This window comes from Buttiauxella selenatireducens (genome assembly GCF_031432975.1).
Taxonomy (GTDB): Bacteria; Pseudomonadota; Gammaproteobacteria; order Enterobacterales; family Enterobacteriaceae; genus Buttiauxella; species Buttiauxella selenatireducens.
In genome coordinates this window covers 300,849-320,625 of record NZ_CP133838.1, presented here as the reverse complement: position 1 = coordinate 320,625, position 19,777 = coordinate 300,849, and the positions used below count along the sequence as shown (strand labels likewise).

The window sequence follows — 19,777 nt, the reverse complement described above, 5'->3', positions numbered from 1 at the left end:
CGTGGGTCAATCCTGTTTAACCTGGCAACCTGGCTAGCATCTCTCGCGTCACCAAAACAATGCCTTCTTCTGAACGGTAGAAACGGCGTGCATCTTCTTCGGCGTTTTCCCCCACGACCATGCCCTCAGGAATGACGCAAGCGCGGTCGATAATGCAACGACGCAAGCGGCAAGAGCGGCCGACCTGAACATCAGGGAGCAATACTGACGAGTCAATGTTGCAAAACGAGTTGATGCGCACACGCGGGAAAAGCACCGACTGAACCACAACCGAACCCGAAATAATGCAGCCGCCAGACACCAAAGAGTTCAGCGTCATGCCGTGGCTACCCGAGCGGTCCTGCACAAATTTAGCCGGAGGCAGGGGCTCCATGTGGGTTCGGATTGGCCATTCCTGGTCGTACATATCCAACTCTGGCGTCACCGAAGCCAGATCCAGGTTAGCTTTCCAGTAGGCTTCCAGTGTCCCCACATCACGCCAGTACGGCTCTGCATTTGGGTCAGACTGTACGCAAGAAAGTGGGAATGGATGGGCGAAGGCCGAACCGGATTTCATGACGAACGGAATGATATCTTTCCCGAAGTCATGGCTTGAGTTTTCGTCTTTGTCGTCGGCTTCCAGCAGTTCGTAGAGATAATCTGCATCGAAAACGTAGATCCCCATGCTGGCGAGCGCTTTGCTATCGTCACCTGGCATCGAAGGCGGATTAGCCGGTTTTTCAACGAATTCAATGATTTTCTCTTCGCTATCAACCGCCATCACACCAAATGCTGAGGCTTCATGCAGCGGCACAGGCATACATGCCACCGTACAGCGCGCGCCTTTTTCCACATGGTCAATCAACATGCGCGAGTAGTCTTGCTTGTAGATATGGTCACCCGCGAGGATCACCACATACTCCGCTTTGTAGCGACGGATAATATCGAGGTTTTGCGTGACGGCATCAGCCGTTCCGCGATACCAGTTTTCACCGTGGACGCGCTGCTGTGCCGGGAGCAAATCAACAAACTCGTTCATCTCTTCACTGAAGAAAGACCAGCCACGCTGAATATGTTGCACCAGCGTATGTGACTGATATTGGGTTATGACGCCGATACGGCGGATACCCGAGTTAATGCAGTTCGACAGTGCAAAATCGATAATACGAAACTTGCCACCAAAGTGGACGGCAGGTTTGGCGCGCGTTGAAGTTAAATCTTTCAATCGGGTACCTCGCCCACCAGCCAGAATCAGGGCGACAGCTTTATTTGGCAATTGTCTTGCCAGCATCAGAGGATCGTTCTTATCAAGCCTAACCATGACTGACTCCTTTTTTATGATTTCTGGAATACGCAGACTCCGTGCGCTGGACCATGCCATACAGCTAACACCACCGGGTTATCCTCGCCGGCAAACGGAGGAATGGCACGCCACTCTCCTTCAGGTAGTACGATGTCAGCCACTTCTTCGGTAGCATTAATCGTGATGAGCCAACGTTCAGAAAGCTGGATTTGAAGGCGATGAATCCCGTTTTCCCACTCGTCAGTACTCAGAGGCTGAGCCTCTTTATTCCACCAACGGACATTGCCATCACCTTCCTCCCACCAGACGTTTTGCGTTAAAGCCGGAATCGTCTTGCGTAGATGAATCAATGCCGCGGTAAATGTGGTTAAGCCATCGTTACAGTGTTCCCAGTCAAGCCAGGTCAGTTGGTTATCCTGACAATAGGCATTGTTGTTGCCGTGCTGGCTATGACCGTGTTCGTCACCCGCCAAAAGCATCGGCGTACCCTGAGAAAGCAGTAACAATGTCAGCAACGCATGGACGCTGTCGCGCCGCCGTTCTTTGATAAAAAGCGAAGCTTCCAGCCCTTCGAAGCCGTAGTTATTACTGTAGTTATTGTTGGTGCCATCACGGTTGTCTTCACCGTTAGCTTCATTATGTTTTTGGTTGAAGCTGACACAATCGCGTAGCGTAAAGCCGTCGTGGGCAGTAATTAAATTGATGCTGGTGGATGGCTTGCGATCTCCACGACGATAGACATCGCTGGAGCCAGCAAAACGGCAAGCAAATCCCCCTAACGACAGATCCTGTCGTAACCAGAATCGCCGTATGCCATCGCGAAAATGATCGTTCCACTCGGCAAATAACGGCGGGAAATTACCGACCTGATATCCACCCGCTCCGATGTCCCACGGTTCCGCAATCAACTTTATCTGTGACAAAACCGGATCGTTTTTGATCGCTTCAAAAAACGGGGCATCCTGACGGAATTCCGGTGTGCGTCCCATCACTGAGGCTAAATCGAAGCGAAAACCGTCGATATGGCAGCTATCGACCCAATAACGCAGGCAATCCATCATCTGAGCGACCACACCAGGCGTGCTCAAATTTAAGGTGTTACCGCAACCCGTCCAGTTCTGGTAATCACCGTTTTCCATTAACCAATAATAGCTACGGTTGTCGATTCCGCTCAGCGAGAGGGTTGGACCGTCGCGATCCAGTTCAGCACTGTGGTTGAGTACGATATCGAGGATCACCTCAATACCCGCCTCGTGTAGCGCTTTTACAGCGCCACGGAGTTCATTGGCGGCGGCCAGGGGATCTTTATTCACCGCGTAGTAGCCTTCAGCGGCGTACAACGAACGGGGGTTATAGCCCCAATAGTTGCTTAACCCTAAATGGGCGATACGCGGCTCAGTGACAAAATGCGCCACCGGCATCAGCTCCAGCGCCGTAATGCCCAGGCGTTTGAAGTAGTTGATCATCACCGGATGACCAAGCGCGGCGTAGGTTCCGCGAAGTTCTTCAGGGATCTCCGGGTGAAGCAGCGTCAGGCCGCGAACGTTTGCTTCATAAATAACCGTATCGCCCCACGGGGTGTGCAGCAGTTCGTCGTCTTCCCAGTCAAATTTATCCTGAACCACCACGCACTTCGCCATATGCGGGGCGCTGTCTTCGAGGTTCGGTTCGTCGTAACCGCCGTGCAGATGGGGATGATGTTCAACCCCACCCACCACCACGCGAGCGCAAGGATCTAACAGCAGTTTTGCCGGGTTGAAACGATGCCCATTTTGCGGCTCCCACGGGCCGTGTACACGGTAACCGTATTTCAGACCCGGCTTGGCGTTGGGCAAATACCCGTGCCAGATGTCGCCGGTTCGCATCGGTAAATCGTAACGTTGCTCGTGGCCGTGTTCGTCGAACACACACAGTTCAACTTTATGGGCGTTGGCCGAAAACAGGGTGAAATTCACCCCTTTCCCGTCGTAGAACGAACCGTAGGGCGTGGAATTCCCCGCGCTGAGTAGCGTCATTCAGCCTCCCTTACCAACCAAATCGTTGAAAGTGGCGGCAGGGTCAGACTCAGGGAATTCTCACGACCGTGGCTTGGAATCGCATCGCTGTGCACGGCGCCACTGTTCCCGGCGTTACTGCCGTGATAGTGCATCGAGTCAGTATTGAGCTCTTCGCGCCAGCGGCCTGGTTGGTTAATGCCGAACCGATAGTGGTAACGCGGCACGGGTGTAAAGTTGCTGGCGACAATGATTTCATTGCCCTTCGAATCGCGGCGCACGAAGATAAACACCGAGTTAATGTTGTCTTCAACCACCAGCCACTCGAAACCATAGCTGTCAAAATCCAGTTCATGCATGGCAGCGTGATGGCGATAGGTGTGGTTTAAATCGCGCACCAGGCGTTTCACGCCGTGGTGCCAGTTGTCGCCGCCTTCCAGCAAGTGCCAGTCGAGGCTGCTGTCGTGGTTCCACTCCCGCCCTTGAGCAAACTCGTTGCCCATAAACAGTAATTTCTTGCCAGGGAACGCCCACATCCAACCGTAGTAAGCACGCAGGTTGGCAAATTTTTGCCATGCGTCGCCCGGCATGCGGTCGAGAATAGATTTTTTACCGTGCACCACTTCATCGTGCGACAACGGCAAAACAAAGTTTTCAGTGCTGTTGTACAGCATGCCGAAGGTCATTTTGTCGTGGTGATACTGGCGATGCACCGGATCGAGTTTCATGTAATCGAGCGTGTCGTGCATCCAGCCCAGATTCCATTTAAACCAGAACCCCAATCCGCCCATTGAAGCTGGGCGCGACACGCCTGCAAAGTCAGTCGACTCTTCCGCCATCGTCACCGCACCCGGCGTCTGTTCGCCAATGATACGGTTGGTGTTACGCAGGAATTCGATAGCCTCGAGGTTTTCGCGCCCGCCTTTATCGTTCGGGATCCACTCGCCTGGCTGGCGGCTGTAATCGCGGTAAATCATCGACGCCACGGCATCTACGCGCAAACCATCAATGCCGAAACGCTCAATCCAGTACAGCCCGTTGCCGACCAGATAGTTACTGACTTCACGCCGCCCGTAGTTATAAATCAGCGTGTTCCAGTCCTGGTGATAGCCTTCACGAGGGTCGCCGTGTTCGTACAAAGAGGTGCCGTCGAATTTCGCAAGACCCGCGTCGTCCGTCGGGAAATGCCCAGGCACCCAGTCCAGCAGCACATTCAGGCCCGCTGCATGTGCGGCATTAATGAAATAGCGGAAGTCGTCGCGCGTGCCGAAGCGGCGCGTCGGCGCATACATCCCTTGTGGCTGGTAGCCCCAACTGCCATCGAACGGGTGCTCGTTAATCGGCAACAGTTCGAGGTGCGTAAAGCCCATCTCTTTCACGTACGGCACCAGTTGGTCTGCCAGTTCGCGATAGCTGAGCCAGAAATTATTGTCGGTATGACGACGCCAGGAACCGAGATGCACTTCGTAAATTGAAATCGGTTGATCAAAGCCATTGGCGCGTTGACGCGCAGGACTCAGCGTAGTTTTCTCAGGCAGGCCACAAATAAGCGACGCTGTTTCCGGGCGCATTTGAGACTCAAACGCGTATGGGTCAGCCTTCAGACGCAATTGCCCTTCGGTATCAATCAGTTCGAATTTGTATAACTGCCCAGGGTGAGCGCCGGGAATGAAAAGCTCCCAGATCCCGCTTTCGCGGCGCAAACGCATCGGGTGGCGACGGCCATCCCAATAGTTAAACTGGCCCACAACGGAGACACGGCGGGCATTGGGTGCCCAAACGGAGAAACGCGTGCCGGTAACGCCATCCATTGTATCGGCGTGAGCACCGAGTGTTTCGTAAGGACGCAAATGCGTGCCTTCGGACAATAACCAGCTATCCACTTCCTGGATTAACGGCCCAAAGCGGTAGGGATCATCAATAAGATTTTCATGGCCATGCCACATGACAGCCAGCTGATAACGGAAAGGATTTTTACGTCTGGGGATAACCCCGCAAAAGAAACCACGTGAATCAATGCACTCTAACTTACCGACTTTACCTCCCGTTTTTGGTTCGATAACCCACACTTCAGTGGCGTCAGGTAACAGGGCACGAACTTCCAGCCCAGCTTCTGTTTTATGCATTCCCAGCAAGGAAAAAGGATCAGCAAAATGACCCGCAATTAGCGCATTTATCACGTCTTTTTCTGGATGAACAGACATGGATTTCGTCCTGTTTTTTTTGTCTCATCCCAGCGCTACGCTTACGCGCCCGGAGAACGTTATCATTGACCCAACAGGCAGCGTAAATGAACTCCTGTAAGCTGCTCCGCCCAACAACCCATCACGACAGTTTTGACTGCCCTGAATAAAGCATAGCCAACGCGCTGTTTTACTCCCGATAAAATAAAAGAATGTCTTACATTCCATGTATGACGCGAAAAAAAAGGGGCTGCAATGCCCCTCTTGTAAATAAGTGTACTTATGCGAGCAGGCGCAACATTCTGCGTAACGGTTCCGCAGCACCCCACAGAAGCTGATCACCCACGGTGAACGCTGAAAGGAATTCTGGGCCCATGTTGAGTTTACGCAGACGGCCAACTGGCGTGGTCAATGTACCGGTAACAGCCGCAGGAGTGAGTTCACGCAGGGTGATGTCACGATCGTTTGGCACCACTTTTGCCCACTCGTTATGCCCGGCCAGCATCGCTTCAATGGTTGGCAGCGAGACATCTTTTTTCAGTTTGATGGTAAACGCCTGGCTGTGGCAGCGTAATGCGCCAACACGGACACACAGGCCATCAACCGGGATGATGCTGCCAGTATTCAGGATCTTGTTGGTTTCAGCCTGGCCTTTCCACTCTTCGCGGGTTTGGCCATTATCGAGCTGCTTGTCGATCCATGGGATCAGGCTTCCCGCCAATGGCACGCCAAAGTTATCCGTTAGCAGGCTGCCGCTACGGGTCAAATCAGTCACTTTGCGTTCGATATCCAGAATGGCGGAAGCAGGGTCTGCCAGTTCAGCCGCAACGTGATTATGCAGTTGTCCCATCTGGCTTAACAGTTCACGCATATGGCGCGCACCGCCGCCGGATGCTGCCTGATAAGTCGCAACAGACACCCAGTCAACCAGGTCGTTTGCGAACAGGCCGCCGAGCGACATCAGCATCAGGCTGACCGTACAGTTGCCACCGACAAAGGTTTTCACGCCGTTGTTCAGACCTTCCTGAATAACGTGTTGGTTAATCGGGTCGAGGATAATAATCGCGTCATCTTTCATACGCAGAGAAGAAGCCGCGTCAATCCAGTAACCTTGCCAACCGCTTTCACGAAGCTTTGGATAGATTTCGTTGGTATAATCGCCGCCCTGGCAGGTAATGATAATGTCCAGCGCCTTCAACGCTTCCAGGTCATATGCATCTTGCAGCGTGCCATTGTTCTGGCCTGCAAACGACGGGGCCGCGAGGCCTAACTGGGAAGTAGAGAAGAAAACCGGACGAATGGCGTCAAAATCACGCTCCTCAACCATGCGTTGCATGAGAACGGAACCGACCATACCGCGCCAACCGATAAAACCAACATTTTTCATAGCGACTAATCCTGCGGGGGTTTGCATTGTGTGCGTTAATTGGAATTACCGTCCACATTACAAAATGCTGTCAAAGTCGCAAGTGAAATTAATCAATGATACGCAACCTATTAGAAATACAGCTTATTAGAGACAACTATTCATGACCGAAATTATTTCTGCGGCAGTATTGTTAATCCTGATTATGGACCCGTTAGGTAACCTGCCGATCTTTATGTCAGTGCTCAAGCATACTGAACCGAAGCGTCGCCGGGCGATCATGATCCGCGAGCTGCTTATTGCTCTGATAATCATGCTGATTTTCTTATTCGCTGGGGAAAAAATCCTCGCGTTTCTCAACCTGCGCACGGAAAGCGTCTCGATTTCCGGCGGGATCATTCTGTTCCTGATTGCGATTAAAATGATATTCCCAAGCCATGAAGGGAACGCCTCTGGCCTGCCAGCGGGCGAAGAACCGTTTATCGTGCCGCTGGCGATCCCGCTGGTTGCCGGGCCAACGTTACTGGCAACATTAATGCTGTTATCGCACCAGTATCCGAATCAGATGGGGCATTTAGTCATCGCGCTGTTGCTGGCATGGGGTGGAACCGTGGCGATTTTGCTGCAATCGTCGTTGTTCTTGCGTTTGCTGGGCGAAAAAGGCGTGAACGCGCTGGAACGCTTGATGGGCCTGGTGTTGGTGATGCTGGCAACCCAAATGTTCCTTGATGGCCTTCGGGTTTGGATGAAGGGTTAAGATTAAGTCCCCTCTCCCTCAGGGAGAGGGTTAGGGTGAGGGCGAAATATCCCCCTCATCCCAACCTCCCCCCAGAAAGAAAAACCCCCATTAAAGCTCGATAACCAACCCCGCCTCACGCGAATCCGGCGTCACAACCACGCCAAACTCACCCGCCGCACTTTTACCTTGCTTCACACCTTTCACGTTGCCGATATTGCGCAGACACAGCGTCCAGTCTTTCGCCTGCCCGTCGCCCTGCACCATCAGCGTATTCCCTTCGCGCTTAACCTTCAGCGTATAAATAACCGAACCGTCTGCTGCCGGGACTTCGCAGATAGCTTCGCGGCCATCATCCAGATTAAACAGCTGGAAAGCGGTCCCTTCATGCCATGCGTAATCCGGTTTTTGATCGTTGTTGCCCAACGCCAGCAGCGTGTTGTCACGCACATACACCGGCAAGCTCAGGAAATCATGCTGCTGTTTGTGCCAGCGACTGCCCTGCGCTTCATGATTAGTGAGCAGATGCGTCCAGCGGCCTTCTGGCAAATAGAACTGCACATCACCCGCTTCACTGAACACAGGCGCAACCATCACCGAATCACCCAGCATATACTGGCGGTCAAGATAATCGCAGCCCGGATCGTCCGGGAACTCCAGCATCATGGAACGCATCATCGGCGTACCGAATTCTGCCGCCTGCGCCGCCTGGCGGTACAGATACGGCATCATGCGCGATTTCAGCTGCGTGAAGTGGCGCACCACGTCGCAAGCTTCGTCATCATATGCCCATGGCACACGGTAGGATTTGCTGCCATGCAGGCGGCTGTGGCTGGAGAGCAGCCCGAACGCGCACCAGCGTTTGTAGACATGCGCAGGCGCGGTGTTTTCGAAGCCGCCGATATCGTGGCTCCAGAAACCAAAACCGGACATCCCCAGCGACAACCCGCCGCGCAGGCTTTCCGCCATAGATTCATAGTTGGCGTAGCAATCGCCGCCCCAATGAACCGGGAATTGTTGTGCACCGACAGACGCTGAACGGGCGAACAGCACCGCTTCTTCGTCGCCGAGTTCCTGCTTCAGCACATTCCACACCAGCTCGTTATAGATGAACGCATAATGGTTGTGCATTTTCTGCGGGTCAGAGCCGTCATGCCACACCACATCCGTTGGGATGCGCTCACCGAAATCGGTTTTGAAACAATCCACGCCCATGCGCACCAGGCGTTTCAGATGCCCTGCATACCATTCGCAGGCCGCCGGATTGGTGAAATCAACAATCCCCTGGCCAGGCTGCCATTTATCCCACTGCCACACCGCGCCATTCGGGCGTTTGAGCAGATAGCCTTTTTCCATTCCCTCACGGAACAGCGGGGATTTCTGGCCGATATACGGGTTAATCCACACACAGATTTTCAGGCCACGCGCTTTCAGGCGCTTCAACATCCCTTCCGGGTCGGGGAAAGTCACCGGGTCCCACTCAAAGTCGCACCACTGGAAGGCCTTCATCCAGAAGCAGTCGAAGTGGAAAACGTGCAGCGGCAGATTGCGCTCGGCCATACCGTCGATAAAGCTGTTAACCGTCGCTTCATCGTAATTAGTCGTAAATGACGTGGTGAGCCACAAACCAAACGACCACGCTGGCGGCAACGCTGGGCGGCCTGTGAAGCGGGTATAACGGTCGAGCACCGCTTTTGGCGTTGGGCCGTCAATCACGAAGTATTCGAGGTATTCGCCTTCTACGCTGAACTGCACTTCGGAGACTTTTTCGGAACCGACTTCAAAGGAGACACATTCCGGATGATTCACCAACACGCCGTAGCCGCGGTTAGTGAGATAGAACGGGATGTTTTTGTAGGATTGCTCGGTACTGGTGCCGCCATCGCGGTTCCAGGTTTCCACCGTCTGGCCGTTTTTCACCAGCGCGGTGAAACGTTCGCCGAGGCCATACACCGTTTCGCCCACGCCTAAATCCAGACGTTCAAACATGTGCGTATTGCCGTGGTTTGCGTCCTGCACGTAGCCGTTATTTTTGAACGCGCTACCGGTGATACGGACGCCGTCGCGCAGGAAATCCAGCGCCCAGTCGTTGCCTTTTGTAACTCGCGCACTCAGATTGCCGCTTTTTAACTCAGCGAACTCAGCGGTGTTTTGCATCGTCACGTTCACGTCATTAAGCACATTCAGCGGATAATGCGGGCCGTTATTCACCGCGCCCTGGAAGTGCTCAATCCGCACCCCGACAATACCTTCCTGCGGCGAGAAGAAACGCAGCGTAAACAGAGGCGTATCGAGCTGATTGCCACGTTCGCTGACATCTTTCGTCCCCGCATACACCACCATTTCGTTGCCGTTCTGCTCCACGTCAAACACCTGAATCGGGTGAATCAACGTAAGTCCAGGCTGGATCAGCCAGTTACCGTCACTAATTTTCATTATGCAGTCCTTACAATGCTGGAATTTTTTGGAAACGGCGTGGACGCAGTGTTGATAACCCACCAGAGCGGTACGCCAGGCAAAAATGAGCGTGAAATTCAATATCAACGGTTGTAAAGCATCTGGCAGAGGGTCGGAATTCTAATTTCTGGTTATCAGATTACGTTTCTTGATAAGTGTGAGCGGAGTCGCTCTCTTCGCAGGCTAAGAGTCAAGGAGAGTCTGTTTTTCGTGCGGTTTGATTGATCTGGCTAATAGTTTCAGAGAAATCATAGGGGAAAGAGGAAAGCATTGTTTGGTAAGGGGGAAAAACTCGGTATACTGCGCACCGCCTCCATGTAGCAATCGAGGCTAGGAAGATCGTCGTCTCCGGTGAGGCGGCTGGACTTCAACTCCAGTTGGTGCCGCCAGCGGTGCCGGGCAGGTTCGACTCCTGTGATCTTCCGCCATTTTTTATGAAAAGTTAAAGTTCTTCTACAAGATCTTTATCTAAAGACAACCTTTTCTGAATATTTTTATATTCATCTTCTTCGCTTTGTTCATAATAATCTTTGACCGAACCTACGATACTTTCATTTTCACTACAGCCTATAGCTGTAACATCCAAGTAATACATCACTGCGATTAACAAATGTCACATCGATCTCATCACCACTAAATGGTTTATCTTCATGTGTTGTTCCAGAAATAACACATTGAAAATCAACCTCGTATACAGTTTTTTCTAATCTATAATCTTTAATTTGCAAATCATCAACAGAATCAAAATAAGCATTTGTCTCTGCAATACTACCACTAATCTCTTCTGAACTAATAAGATCATATAAACCATCCATTTCTAATTTATCACGAATGTCCTCGCCTATACGTTCTTGTGTAAATATTTTAATACTTAGATTCTCTTCAAAAACCGATTGAATATGTTCAAAAATATACTCTTGTTCAAAATCATTGATATTTTCATCCTCCAGAACGGAAATTATTTCATTAACTAAACCATCAGAGTATATGATGTAATCAACTTTCTCTAGAGTATTCATATTAAAATCATTGTCTTCTAACAACTTTGAGAATGAGGAATATCCAAAAACACTTGAGATGATTCTATAAAGACCTGTAAGTGATAATTTTACACCATCATTTATCATAGAATGATTCACTATATCCAGAATCATAAATGCAGAGGGAAGTTGGGATAATTTCCGTTTCTCCTCTACATCTAGCTTTATTTTCTCTTGTTGTAACTTTTCCCGTTCATACGCAAGTCTCTCTTTTTGTAATTTAATTCCTTGCGCTTCATTATTTTTAATTTTTGTATCAAGCTCTATTTTCACATCCTTTGATTTATCATATAAATGTTGAATTATTTCAATAGCATATTTTGAACTAACACGTACTTTTTCAGAGATAGCTTTTTCTTGCTCAATTTTTTCTTTACTTAAAGCTACTTCCTCTTCTATCTCCTGCTCAGCAATTTTATTTTGATTTTCCGCCTTATAAGTAGAGTTAATTAACTTCCCACGCTCTTTTTCTTTTCTAATCTTTTGGTTAATAGCGGAAGCATATCTAAAGTGCTCGATCGATCCTTGAATTAAAGACACTACATAATTAATCACCGGAAGCAAAAACAAATACAACACTGTTATAATAATAGGTAGAAGAATACTTTTTGTATCTATTGCATTAAAGAATGCTTTAAAATCCTCTACTCTCTTTTCAATCGAAGATGAGCCAAATATTAATAAAACAAAGTGATCCCAATTTATAAAGATAAAACTAAAGCTAAAAGCGCCAATAACAGGGCTACTAATTCTTGTATCAATATGTTTAAGAATTCCAGTGAATAAATCTTTTATGAACTGCATTGCCTAATCCTTTTGAGAACTCATTTATTCATTATCTTTGAACTCAGCCTTTCCAACTCCTTCCGTCCAAGCTCTTTCAACCAATTCCCCAAACTCATACCAGCATCCTTCGCTGCAACTTCAAATTGAGCTTTCAGTTCAGGTGTGATGCGGATCTGAAATGTCGGAGATAGTCCGTTTCCCTTAGGGCTTTTGTCATGTTTGATTGTTGACATGTAGTTGAGTACTCCTCAGTATGATATCCGTATCGTACGTACACTTTGGCGATATTTAATTTGAGCAACGCCCCGGAGTGCTTGGAACACTACCGAGGCGTTTAACCACAAACGTTAATGGAGTTAACGACATGGCTAACACGAATACTATCACAACCCATCCCTCTGAAACCGCATGCCCACAGTCAGTTATTGAATCGGCAATCACAACATTAATAAAAACCCCGCTCGGTGCCACGCACGATCTCTTCCAGGTGCTCGACGCTTGCCAGCACTATGTTGATGCGCTTATTGAAAACGACGACAGCACCGAATGCATGGCGCTCTGTGGACGCTTGCTCGCAGCATTCGAAGTGTTGAAAGTCGCACTAAAAGCACCGTTGCCAACGCATTTAATTGAACGCCTGACGGTGGATGTGGCAGAACCCGATAATTATCGCGGCGCGCTTTCTACCGATTCGGAAACCCTGCGTGAATACTGTGTAGCGCTAACCCTATTGTTGCTTCAACGCCAGCAGTCGGCGGAGCAGGAAGAACATATCACCGGGTTGTTATTCGAGTTGGTTAACGTTCTGGTCGAGGATCTGAAAACGCCGCGTTTTGTTCGCACAGAAGGCGGGCTGACGATGATTAGCGGTGAAGCAGTGCCAGGAATTCACTGATTTATTTAAGAGCGGTTAATTCTCCATAAAAACCGCTCTTAACCTTGCCAAAGAATCACTCTGATTTTCTTTGAGAGCCAAAAACTCTGGTTAACGTTGTCATACGTTAGCTCGACCGCATGTCCTTAATCACGTATAAAACCACCCATTCGAATAGCGCTACCAATAAAACTGCGAGCAATGCGGAAAGAGTGAAGTATATAGCTATCCCGTTCATTTCTAGCCGTTGGCTATAGTCAGGCAAACTACCCAATCCCAACGACGTGAGCAGATCGGTATATGGTCCAGCCAGCGTATAGGAGAGTGAGCGAAACACGCCACCAATCACCAGCAGCCAGCCAAAAAACAAAAACAGGCCAGCTCTTAATATCCATTTAAGGTTCATCAATATCACACGCCCCGCTATTCCTGCCGATAACAACAACTTCACCATAGGCAAATAAATCGCCACCGCCTAATACCTGCTGTTTCCGCGTGGCAAGTAATGCCCGACGTAGCGTGTAGAAGTCTTCGCGCCGGTAGAAAGTAATACAACCTTCACTTAGTCCTGTGCCGTCCGGCCTGAGCGGGTGGATGCGAAAGCTGGAGCGGAAATATTGCGCGACACTGACCTTAAAGGCCATATGGTCATCAATAACGCCATCTTTTCGAAATAGGCCAAACCAATCATCATAAGAGTTACCTGTCCACGTTTCCTTCCCCCACTGATAAAACGTGCCGAGCCGCCCGCCACTGGGGCGATCAACGATCCAATAGCTTCCAGCAGGGATCGCGGCATTACTCAACATTGAACATTCAGGACGGTTGACGTAATTACCCATGCCACTGAATACCGGAAAACGCCCGACGCCTGATACCTGGAAGTCCGCAATCCTGCCATGATCAAGCAAGTGATTAAAATTAAGCCTGCAATATATCATCAGTAGGTCACCCGGTTATTCCATTGGTCGGAATATTGAATATTCCCGTCCAGGTATTTCCAGGTAATACGTTGATAGCCGAGTGATATAGATTCAGTCGGATTAGAAGGTTGGTTAGCGCTTTTAAAATTGTGCATTACCGGCGTTACGCCTATTACACGAACGCTCTCCATAATCATGTGCATAAATTCTTCTTCGAATCCAGCATCGTTAATCCGATACCATTTAATGATCGCTTTCTGGAGTTTTTCACACTGAGCCGTCGTGCGATACAGGTAAGGGGTAGACTTATCAAACTCTTTAGTAAAGCTCAACAAATCATGGACTCGTGTCCCTGAAAGGTTCCCGCTGTTCCCATCAAATGGAACGTGTACACCGTGGTTGAAACTTTGTAGCTCAATTGCACCGACTCTATCCAACACATTGCAACCGCCAACAATTAATGCTCCGGTTGCATCATACAGCCATAAATATGCAGGTACAGCCATGGTTAAACTCCATTTATTGTTCTAAATATTCCAGACCCTTTATATACTTTAATTTTTTAAGGCTATATATCTAAATTGCTTTTAAGTGTGAAGTTAAACCTCTAATAACTGGAAGTATTAAGAATTAATAATAAAAATTAGAGACATTATAATTACAATGAATATTTTCACAGTATGAAATGGATTAGTGTAACCGAGATACAAGGTGAACTTATTAAGAGAGGAGCAAGCCTGACAAGGTCAGCACCATCAATAAAATGTTCTTACTTTTGACTTCGTTGTTCCACGTGCGGCAGACTCCATCATTTCAAATTTATCATGTGTGCATTAAGCAACCCTAAGCGCACACGACCCGTCAGTAAAAGCCCCCGCGCCCAATTTTTCAGCCTTTTTTGTGTGCACAGCATGTGACATACTATGCCGCTAAAGTTTGCGCCGTATAAGCAAAAGAATCAGTCAGTTAGAATTACCTGGCGTAAATGAAAAGAAACAAAGGGTTGCGTGATGACGTAGCCCTTTTTTAATGCCTGAAGATGCAGGCAACAGCAATGGAAGAGGTTTTTATGAATTGGGATGTGTTGAAGTGGTTGATTGGCATCTACTTTGGCTGTTTTTTTGGACTTCTCAAAGTCGCCTACTCAGACCCAAAATTTTATCTGGAATACATAGATAAAAAACTCACCTGGTTCTGTTACACCTGCATGATAGCGTTCAGCGCCTTCTGGTACGGACTTTATGCGTGCAGAAGCTACACCGTAGATAACATTGATCTGATATCAGAACAGCTTTCCCATCTGGACAAAGAATACAGCTACGTCACTTCTTATCTTTTGGTCTTGATTATTGCGTCCTGTTTATCCTTCGCTGCCAGCATTTTGTTTATTGATATCGCGCGCAGGAAACAAGCTCATTTGAGCTCCTGAACCTCGCTAAGTCGCCGAGAAATCCTGAATAAATTGAAAGCCCGTATGGTTAATCCATGCGGGCTTTTTGTATCTTGCCGTCGCTCCCCAAAAACCCTTCGTAATACACCTTAACAATCTGTCTTACTTTCAACGGGTAATATTCCTGCTCACTTTGAAAGGGATGCTTCTGTATGAATAAGTTGATGAAAATTTTGCTGTTAAGTGGCGTTGCGCTATCTGCTACCGCTTGCTCAAGTGACTATGTGATGTCGACCAAGACTGGCGACATGATTGTCACGCAAGGGAAACCGCAGGTAGATAAAGACACTGGCCTTATCAGCTATACCGACCAGCAAGGCAACGAGCGCCAGATTAATGACGATCAAGTTGTGCAGATGATTAAGAAAGATTGATTTACGGATAAGCAACCAGCCAGCGCGACTGGCTGCCATTTCATACGCAGCAACAGCCTTCCGAAAATACCCAATCTGGAAGGTATCTCGTAAAACCAAAAACCCACCAAAACAACGCGTTAATATCCCTCAATAACTTGTGTATGCTTTGCGTACAAGGAAGATGTAAATCTGCACAAAAATGATATACTGAGGTGATATATGGCAACGTTGTTTGGAGAAATGATGGGACGAATTCTTCTGGATCTGTCAGACGAAGTAGTGCGCCGTCTGGACGATTTAAAGCAAAGCCGTAATCTTCCTCGTGCAGAATTACTTCGGGAAGCCGTTGATGAGTATCTCGAAAGACATACGCAGGTTGCCGTAATAGAGGCTTTTGGCCTTTGGAGTGAGCATGACGTCGACGGTGTGGAATATGAACGCACCCTTCGCGAGGAATGGTAATGGTGGAATCATCGGCTATTTTTGATACCAACATCCTGATTGATTACTTAAATGGCGTTCCAGAAGCAAAGGTGGCCCTAACCGCTTACGGTTTTAAACCTGCGATAAGTGTGATCACATGGATAGAGGTCATGGTGGGAGCTAAACGATTCGGTCATGAACAACAGACAAAACAGTTTCTGAGCGGGTTTGATGTATTACCCGTAAATCAGGCAGTTTCAGAACAGGCCGTAGAAACTCGTCAGGAATACGGCATGAAGTTGCCAGATGCCATCATTCTTGCGACGGCAACAGTGAATCTGAAACGCCTAATCAGCCGCAATAGTAAAGACTTCAAAAACATTCCTGGCGTAGTGATGCCTTATTAACTGGCTTGTTAAGGCTCTATTGGTTTACACGCCACGCAATATCCCGCATTGCTGAACGCGCAGCCTGGCTGATTCCTCCCAACTGAAAGAAGCCATGTATCACGCCAGAATAGCGCTGGCATGTGCAGTCCACGCTTTGATCTGTTAAACGAGAAAACAATAATTCACCTTCATCTCGCAGCGGATCATATTCAGCTGTAATGATATGAACATGAGGTAACCCAGCAAAATCATCACGCCATAGCGGGCTGGCTTCAATGTGCTCTTTAGGTGTGTTCGGGAAATAAGCCTCAAAACCAGAAAGAAGCGTATCGCGCGTAATGACGTAATCTGCCCCGTTTTGCGAATAGCTGGGCATCTGCGCGGTAGCATCAAGCATCGGATAGATCAGAAGTAATGATTTCGGCAGCCATTCACCTGCCTGTTTTAATCTGAGTGCAGTGACAAAAGCCACATGACCACCCGCACTATCCCCAGCCAGGATGATACGGCTGGTATCTACACCCAGTTTTTCTGCATGTTGAAAAATCAGATTGGCTGCGCTTTCTGCATCATCATGTGCTGCGGGATAGATATGTTCTGGCGCAAGGCGATATTGCACGGCAATAACTCGACAGCCACTGAAAAATGCCAATTGCCGTAACTGGTTATCATGCGTTGCAAACCCACCACTCACAAAACAACCGCCGTGGTAATAGATGACCGTAGGCAGAACGCCCTCAGCATTAAGCGGCGATACCTGGCGCAGTGTGACGCCGTCCAGCACGATATCGTCCACTAAAACTCGTTGCTCAATTTCCCCAGCAAGAACCGTGCTGGCGATATACCCTGCGCGGCGCTGTGCAAAAGTTTGTACGCGTGAAGAAGGTCTTCCGGCGGCGATAAATTCATCGACCAGTTCTGCGATTTTAGGTTCAAGAGCCACAGCAACAATCCTTTTTACTGTATGAATACGAAGCGAGTCTGCGAAGGGATCGATTAGGGTGGATGAGCGCAAGCGCATCATCCACCACTAACAGGCACTACAATTTACTCCCCTTCCCCTGGGAACAGGAACGGGTTGATGCTGCTGCGGGCAAAACCTTCTTGCTCCATGCGTGCATCCAGCACCAGCGAGGCTAAATCGTCGGCCACGGCTTCCACTTTGGCATCTTTTTCCTGATACAGAATCTTCAGGTAAGTGCCGCAGTCGCCGCAGCTTTCCGCTTTAATCGCTGACTGTTCGCTGTCGAGCGACCAGTAGTTCAAATCGCGGGTTTGCTCGCAGTTGCTGCATTTGATTCGCACCACGTGCCATTCGGTTTCGCACAGGTTGCAGTGCAAATAACGCAGGCCACTGGTGCCACCAATCTGCACGACGCTGGAAACCGGCATCGAACCGCACACCGGGCAGAACTGGCGTTGTTCGCCGTATTCTGCTTTAGCGCGTCCAGGAATCAGACTCGCCATTTGCGCCCAATAAAGTGATAACGCCGCCCAGATGAACGGGGCTTTGTCGCTACTCACTAGCGCAAAATCAGTGTTAAACAGCGCTGTGGCCATCTCTTCGAGTTCTTGCGTCGATGCTTTTTCCAGATTTTCGATAACCGCCAGTGCCTGGCCGCTCATTTCTGGTTTCAGCTCGGCAATCAGCGAATTAAGCAAACGCTGCCAGTGCGGGTCGCGTGGCAGAACGTGGATATCCAGCGGCGGCTTGCCCGTTTCAGATGATTTCTGAATCAGCGCCGTTAAATCCATTTCCAGTGGGTGGTCATACAGCACCACCTCCTGCGCATGGGCGATCAGTGCGGCAAAGCGCAGGTAGTCGCCCAACGGATTATCGGTTGCCAGTTCGCGCAGTCGTTCTGCTCGGCGGTTATAGAGATTTTTCAGCCGGGGGAACAACAACGGCGGAATCATCTCCGCCGTACGTTTCTCGCTCGAACCCAGCTGATCTTGCGGGATTATGCGAATACTCATTCCTGTCGTTTTTCCTGTTTCTGGCGAACTTCACGATACCATTTAGGATGGTGTTTCTTCGCCCAGGTCGTGGTAACCCAGCCTTCCACCATCGCAGTAATCGTGCCTTTCACCCAAAGGGCGGCGTAGATGTGGACCATAATAACCACAATCAGTGCCACTGCGGCAAATGAATGCACCATCAGGGCTACGCGGATCACCGGGATTGAGAATGCAGGCGCAAAGTAAGGACGCCAGATAATCACGCCACTCACCAGCAACAGCACCAGGAAGATAATCGCCGCCCAGAACACGCACTTCTGGCCGAAGTTATACCGCCCGGTATCACCTACTTCCTCGTTGACGACGATCTTACGAATATTCTTCGCCCAAAAGATATCATCCCGATTGATTAGATTGTGGTGCCAGTAACGGAAAAACATGATGATAAACGAGGCAAACATCACCACACCGACGAACGGGTGGAGGATACGAGCCAGCTGTGGCGTGCCAAGAATGTTCATCAACCAGTTGAAGGATGGGAAGAAAAAGCCCAGCCCGCTGATTGCCGCCAGCATAAAGCAGAAGGCGGTGATCCAGTGGTTGATACGCTCAGGCGCGCTATAACGCTGAATAGTCACTTGTTTTTTCATGGCTTGCGCACCTCGTCATCGTCATGGTGCAGGTTATCGTCCTCTTCTTCGGCACGGTTCGGGCCGACCCCGACATAGTGGAATACACTGGCAGCAAAGGTCGCAGCAAAACCGATAGCGGCCAGCGGCTTCCAGACGCCTTTCCAGAATTTCACCGTTGGGCTGATGGACGGATTCTCCGGCAGGCCGTGGTACAACGTCGGCTTGTCCGCATGATGCAGCACATACATAACGTGTGTGCCACCAACGCCTTCAGGATCGTACAGACCGGCGTTGTCGTAACCGCGCGTTTTCAGCTCGCTCACACGCTCGCCCGCCAACGTTTTCATATCCTCTTTCGAACCGAAATGAATCGCGCCGGTTGGGCATGTTTTCACGCAAGCAGGCTCCTGGCCGACGGTCACACGGTCTACACACAAAGTGCATTTGTAGACGCGGTTGTCCTCCGGGTTCAGGCGCGGCACATCGAATGGGCAACCCGCGATGCAGTAACCACAGCCGATGCACTGTTCAGACTGAAAATCGACGATGCCGTTAGCGTACTGAATGATTGCGCCTTCAGCCGGACACGCCTTCAGGCAGCCTGGATCCGCACAGTGCATACAGCCATCTTTGCGGATAAGCCATTCCAGCTTGTCGTTTTGCTCGACTTCCGAGAAGCGCATCACCGTCCACGATTTGGCGGTTAAATCCGCCGGATTATCGTAAACCCCAACGTTACTGCCGATTTCATCACGCAGATCGTTCCACTCCGAACACGCCACCTGACAGGCTTTACAGCCGATACAGGTGGTCACGTCGATAAGTTTTGCGACCTCTTGCTGATGATCCCGCGCCTGTGGCGCGGGTGTAATGCCGTTAGTAGCGGAACGACGGATGATGTCCTGAGATTGATAAGCCATAATTCGT

Annotated in this window: 20 protein-coding genes and 1 tRNA gene; 7 read left to right on the top strand and 14 right to left on the bottom strand. The window is 49.6% G+C overall.

Annotated features, from left to right (window positions below; all coding sequences use genetic code 11):
- Nucleotides 1-16 precede the first annotated feature (16 nt).
- The 4 genes from glgC to asd all read right to left on the bottom strand — a co-directional run bounded on the left by glgC (nucleotide 17) and on the right by asd (nucleotide 6,846).
- Complete coding sequence (glgC, locus tag RHD99_RS01410; RefSeq protein WP_183272282.1) at nucleotides 17-1,300, bottom strand: glucose-1-phosphate adenylyltransferase; 1,284 nt, start codon at nucleotides 1,298-1,300, stop codon at nucleotides 17-19.
- A 14-nt stretch (nucleotides 1,301-1,314) separates the two neighbouring features.
- Entirely contained in the window at nucleotides 1,315-3,297 is a 1,983-nt protein-coding gene (gene glgX / locus RHD99_RS01405) for a glycogen debranching protein GlgX (RefSeq protein ID WP_309877238.1), read from the bottom strand.
- Nucleotides 3,294-5,480: a 1,4-alpha-glucan branching enzyme gene (gene glgB / locus RHD99_RS01400; RefSeq protein ID WP_309877237.1), complete on the bottom strand. Its 2,187-nt coding sequence runs from the start codon at nucleotides 5,478-5,480 to the stop codon at nucleotides 3,294-3,296. The genes glgX and glgB overlap by 4 nt, the downstream gene beginning before the upstream one ends.
- Nucleotides 5,481-5,739: 259 nt before the next feature.
- Nucleotides 5,740-6,846, bottom strand: a complete 1,107-nt coding sequence (asd, locus tag RHD99_RS01395) for an aspartate-semialdehyde dehydrogenase (protein WP_309877236.1) — start codon at nucleotides 6,844-6,846, stop codon at nucleotides 5,740-5,742.
- A 142-nt stretch (nucleotides 6,847-6,988) separates the two neighbouring features.
- On the opposite strand from asd, the gene RHD99_RS01390 reads away from it, so the two are divergent.
- The gene (locus tag RHD99_RS01390; RefSeq protein WP_034499233.1) at nucleotides 6,989-7,582 is read left to right on the top strand and encodes a YhgN family NAAT transporter; all 594 of its coding nucleotides are present in this window, start codon (nucleotides 6,989-6,991) and stop codon (nucleotides 7,580-7,582) included.
- A gap of 90 nt (nucleotides 7,583-7,672) precedes the next feature.
- Here RHD99_RS01390 and yicI read toward each other — a convergent pair whose 3' ends face one another.
- A complete protein-coding gene (yicI, locus tag RHD99_RS01385; protein WP_309877235.1) occupies nucleotides 7,673-9,997 on the bottom strand; it encodes an alpha-xylosidase in 2,325 nt (774 codons plus the stop codon).
- 354 nt (nucleotides 9,998-10,351) lie between these two features.
- Here yicI and RHD99_RS01380 point away from each other — a divergent pair.
- A tRNA-Sec gene (locus tag RHD99_RS01380) sits at nucleotides 10,352-10,446 on the top strand.
- A gap of 132 nt (nucleotides 10,447-10,578) precedes the next feature.
- Here RHD99_RS01380 and RHD99_RS01375 read toward each other — a convergent pair.
- Both RHD99_RS01375 and RHD99_RS01370 read right to left on the bottom strand, forming a co-directional pair.
- The gene (locus tag RHD99_RS01375) at nucleotides 10,579-11,862 is read right to left on the bottom strand and encodes a hypothetical protein (RefSeq protein WP_309877234.1); all 1,284 of its coding nucleotides are present in this window, start codon (nucleotides 11,860-11,862) and stop codon (nucleotides 10,579-10,581) included.
- A 20-nt stretch (nucleotides 11,863-11,882) separates the two neighbouring features.
- Nucleotides 11,883-12,077: a toxin-antitoxin system HicB family antitoxin gene (locus tag RHD99_RS01370; RefSeq protein ID WP_309877233.1), complete on the bottom strand. Its 195-nt coding sequence runs from the start codon at nucleotides 12,075-12,077 to the stop codon at nucleotides 11,883-11,885.
- Between the two features lie 131 nt (nucleotides 12,078-12,208).
- Between RHD99_RS01370 and RHD99_RS01365 the strand changes: the two genes are divergently transcribed.
- On the top strand, nucleotides 12,209-12,739 hold the full coding sequence (locus RHD99_RS01365) for a hypothetical protein (protein ID WP_309877232.1): 531 nt from the start codon (nucleotides 12,209-12,211) through the stop codon (nucleotides 12,737-12,739).
- Nucleotides 12,740-12,845: 106 nt separating this feature from the next.
- Here RHD99_RS01365 and RHD99_RS01360 read toward each other — a convergent pair whose 3' ends face one another.
- The 3 genes from RHD99_RS01360 to RHD99_RS01350 are packed head-to-tail and all read right to left on the bottom strand — an operon-like array spanning nucleotide 12,846 to nucleotide 14,147.
- Entirely contained in the window at nucleotides 12,846-13,124 is a 279-nt protein-coding gene (locus tag RHD99_RS01360) for a hypothetical protein (RefSeq protein WP_309877231.1), read from the bottom strand.
- Nucleotides 13,114-13,659, bottom strand: a complete 546-nt coding sequence (locus RHD99_RS01355) for a DUF2778 domain-containing protein (RefSeq protein ID WP_309877230.1) — start codon at nucleotides 13,657-13,659, stop codon at nucleotides 13,114-13,116. Before RHD99_RS01355 ends, RHD99_RS01360 begins: the two co-directional genes overlap by 11 nt.
- Nucleotides 13,659-14,147 carry an Hcp family type VI secretion system effector gene (locus RHD99_RS01350; protein WP_309877229.1) on the bottom strand — a complete coding sequence of 163 codons (489 nt, stop codon included), beginning with the start codon at nucleotides 14,145-14,147 and terminating at the stop codon, nucleotides 13,659-13,661. The genes RHD99_RS01355 and RHD99_RS01350 overlap by 1 nt, the downstream gene beginning before the upstream one ends.
- Before the next feature lie 548 nt (nucleotides 14,148-14,695).
- Here RHD99_RS01350 and RHD99_RS01345 point away from each other — a divergent pair.
- The 4 genes from RHD99_RS01345 to RHD99_RS01330 all read left to right on the top strand — a co-directional run bounded on the left by RHD99_RS01345 (nucleotide 14,696) and on the right by RHD99_RS01330 (nucleotide 16,277).
- On the top strand, nucleotides 14,696-15,070 hold the full coding sequence (locus RHD99_RS01345) for a hypothetical protein (protein WP_183272274.1): 375 nt from the start codon (nucleotides 14,696-14,698) through the stop codon (nucleotides 15,068-15,070).
- Between the two features lie 173 nt (nucleotides 15,071-15,243).
- A complete protein-coding gene (locus tag RHD99_RS01340; protein ID WP_374708454.1) occupies nucleotides 15,244-15,465 on the top strand; it encodes a YgdI/YgdR family lipoprotein in 222 nt (73 codons plus the stop codon).
- A 201-nt stretch (nucleotides 15,466-15,666) separates the two neighbouring features.
- Nucleotides 15,667-15,909, top strand: a complete 243-nt coding sequence (locus tag RHD99_RS01335; protein WP_309877228.1) for a ribbon-helix-helix domain-containing protein — start codon at nucleotides 15,667-15,669, stop codon at nucleotides 15,907-15,909.
- Nucleotides 15,909-16,277, top strand: a complete 369-nt coding sequence (locus RHD99_RS01330) for a type II toxin-antitoxin system VapC family toxin (RefSeq protein ID WP_309877227.1) — start codon at nucleotides 15,909-15,911, stop codon at nucleotides 16,275-16,277. Before RHD99_RS01335 ends, RHD99_RS01330 begins: the two co-directional genes overlap by 1 nt.
- A 16-nt stretch (nucleotides 16,278-16,293) precedes the next feature.
- Here RHD99_RS01330 and RHD99_RS01325 read toward each other — a convergent pair whose 3' ends face one another.
- The 4 genes from RHD99_RS01325 to fdxH form a co-directional block, all read right to left on the bottom strand.
- Complete coding sequence (locus RHD99_RS01325; RefSeq protein WP_309877226.1) at nucleotides 16,294-17,202, bottom strand: alpha/beta hydrolase; 909 nt, start codon at nucleotides 17,200-17,202, stop codon at nucleotides 16,294-16,296.
- 104 nt (nucleotides 17,203-17,306) lie between these two features.
- A complete protein-coding gene (fdhE, locus tag RHD99_RS01320) occupies nucleotides 17,307-18,236 on the bottom strand; it encodes a formate dehydrogenase accessory protein FdhE (protein ID WP_309877225.1) in 930 nt (309 codons plus the stop codon).
- The gene (fdoI, locus tag RHD99_RS01315; protein ID WP_183272269.1) at nucleotides 18,233-18,868 is read right to left on the bottom strand and encodes a formate dehydrogenase cytochrome b556 subunit; all 636 of its coding nucleotides are present in this window, start codon (nucleotides 18,866-18,868) and stop codon (nucleotides 18,233-18,235) included. Before fdoI ends, fdhE begins: the two co-directional genes overlap by 4 nt.
- Nucleotides 18,865-19,770 (bottom strand): formate dehydrogenase subunit beta, encoded by a 906-nt coding sequence (fdxH, locus tag RHD99_RS01310; protein ID WP_183272268.1) that lies wholly within the window; start codon nucleotides 19,768-19,770, stop codon nucleotides 18,865-18,867. The genes fdoI and fdxH overlap by 4 nt, the downstream gene beginning before the upstream one ends.
- Between the last annotated feature and the right edge of the window lie 7 nt (nucleotides 19,771-19,777).

Coding starts and splice junctions, on each gene's coding strand:
- glgC (WP_183272282.1), bottom strand. CDS start 1,300: ATGGTTAGGCTTGATAAGAACGATCCTCTGATGCTGGCAAGACAATTG.
- glgX (WP_309877238.1), bottom strand. CDS start 3,297: ATGACGCTACTCAGCGCGGGGAATTCCACGCCCTACGGTTCGTTCTAC.
- glgB (WP_309877237.1), bottom strand. CDS start 5,480: ATGTCTGTTCATCCAGAAAAAGACGTGATAAATGCGCTAATTGCGGGT.
- asd (WP_309877236.1), bottom strand. CDS start 6,846: ATGAAAAATGTTGGTTTTATCGGTTGGCGCGGTATGGTCGGTTCCGTT.
- RHD99_RS01390 (WP_034499233.1), top strand. CDS start 6,989: ATGACCGAAATTATTTCTGCGGCAGTATTGTTAATCCTGATTATGGAC.
- yicI (WP_309877235.1), bottom strand. CDS start 9,997: ATGAAAATTAGTGACGGTAACTGGCTGATCCAGCCTGGACTTACGTTG.
- RHD99_RS01375 (WP_309877234.1), bottom strand. CDS start 11,862: ATGCAGTTCATAAAAGATTTATTCACTGGAATTCTTAAACATATTGAT.
- RHD99_RS01370 (WP_309877233.1), bottom strand. CDS start 12,077: ATGTCAACAATCAAACATGACAAAAGCCCTAAGGGAAACGGACTATCT.
- RHD99_RS01365 (WP_309877232.1), top strand. CDS start 12,209: ATGGCTAACACGAATACTATCACAACCCATCCCTCTGAAACCGCATGC.
- RHD99_RS01360 (WP_309877231.1), bottom strand. CDS start 13,124: ATGAACCTTAAATGGATATTAAGAGCTGGCCTGTTTTTGTTTTTTGGC.
- RHD99_RS01355 (WP_309877230.1), bottom strand. CDS start 13,659: ATGATATATTGCAGGCTTAATTTTAATCACTTGCTTGATCATGGCAGG.
- RHD99_RS01350 (WP_309877229.1), bottom strand. CDS start 14,147: ATGGCTGTACCTGCATATTTATGGCTGTATGATGCAACCGGAGCATTA.
- RHD99_RS01345 (WP_183272274.1), top strand. CDS start 14,696: ATGGAAGAGGTTTTTATGAATTGGGATGTGTTGAAGTGGTTGATTGGC.
- RHD99_RS01340 (WP_374708454.1), top strand. CDS start 15,244: ATGAATAAGTTGATGAAAATTTTGCTGTTAAGTGGCGTTGCGCTATCT.
- RHD99_RS01335 (WP_309877228.1), top strand. CDS start 15,667: ATGGCAACGTTGTTTGGAGAAATGATGGGACGAATTCTTCTGGATCTG.
- RHD99_RS01330 (WP_309877227.1), top strand. CDS start 15,909: ATGGTGGAATCATCGGCTATTTTTGATACCAACATCCTGATTGATTAC.
- fdhE (WP_309877225.1), bottom strand. CDS start 18,236: ATGAGTATTCGCATAATCCCGCAAGATCAGCTGGGTTCGAGCGAGAAA.
- fdoI (WP_183272269.1), bottom strand. CDS start 18,868: ATGAAAAAACAAGTGACTATTCAGCGTTATAGCGCGCCTGAGCGTATC.
- fdxH (WP_183272268.1), bottom strand. CDS start 19,770: ATGGCTTATCAATCTCAGGACATCATCCGTCGTTCCGCTACTAACGGC.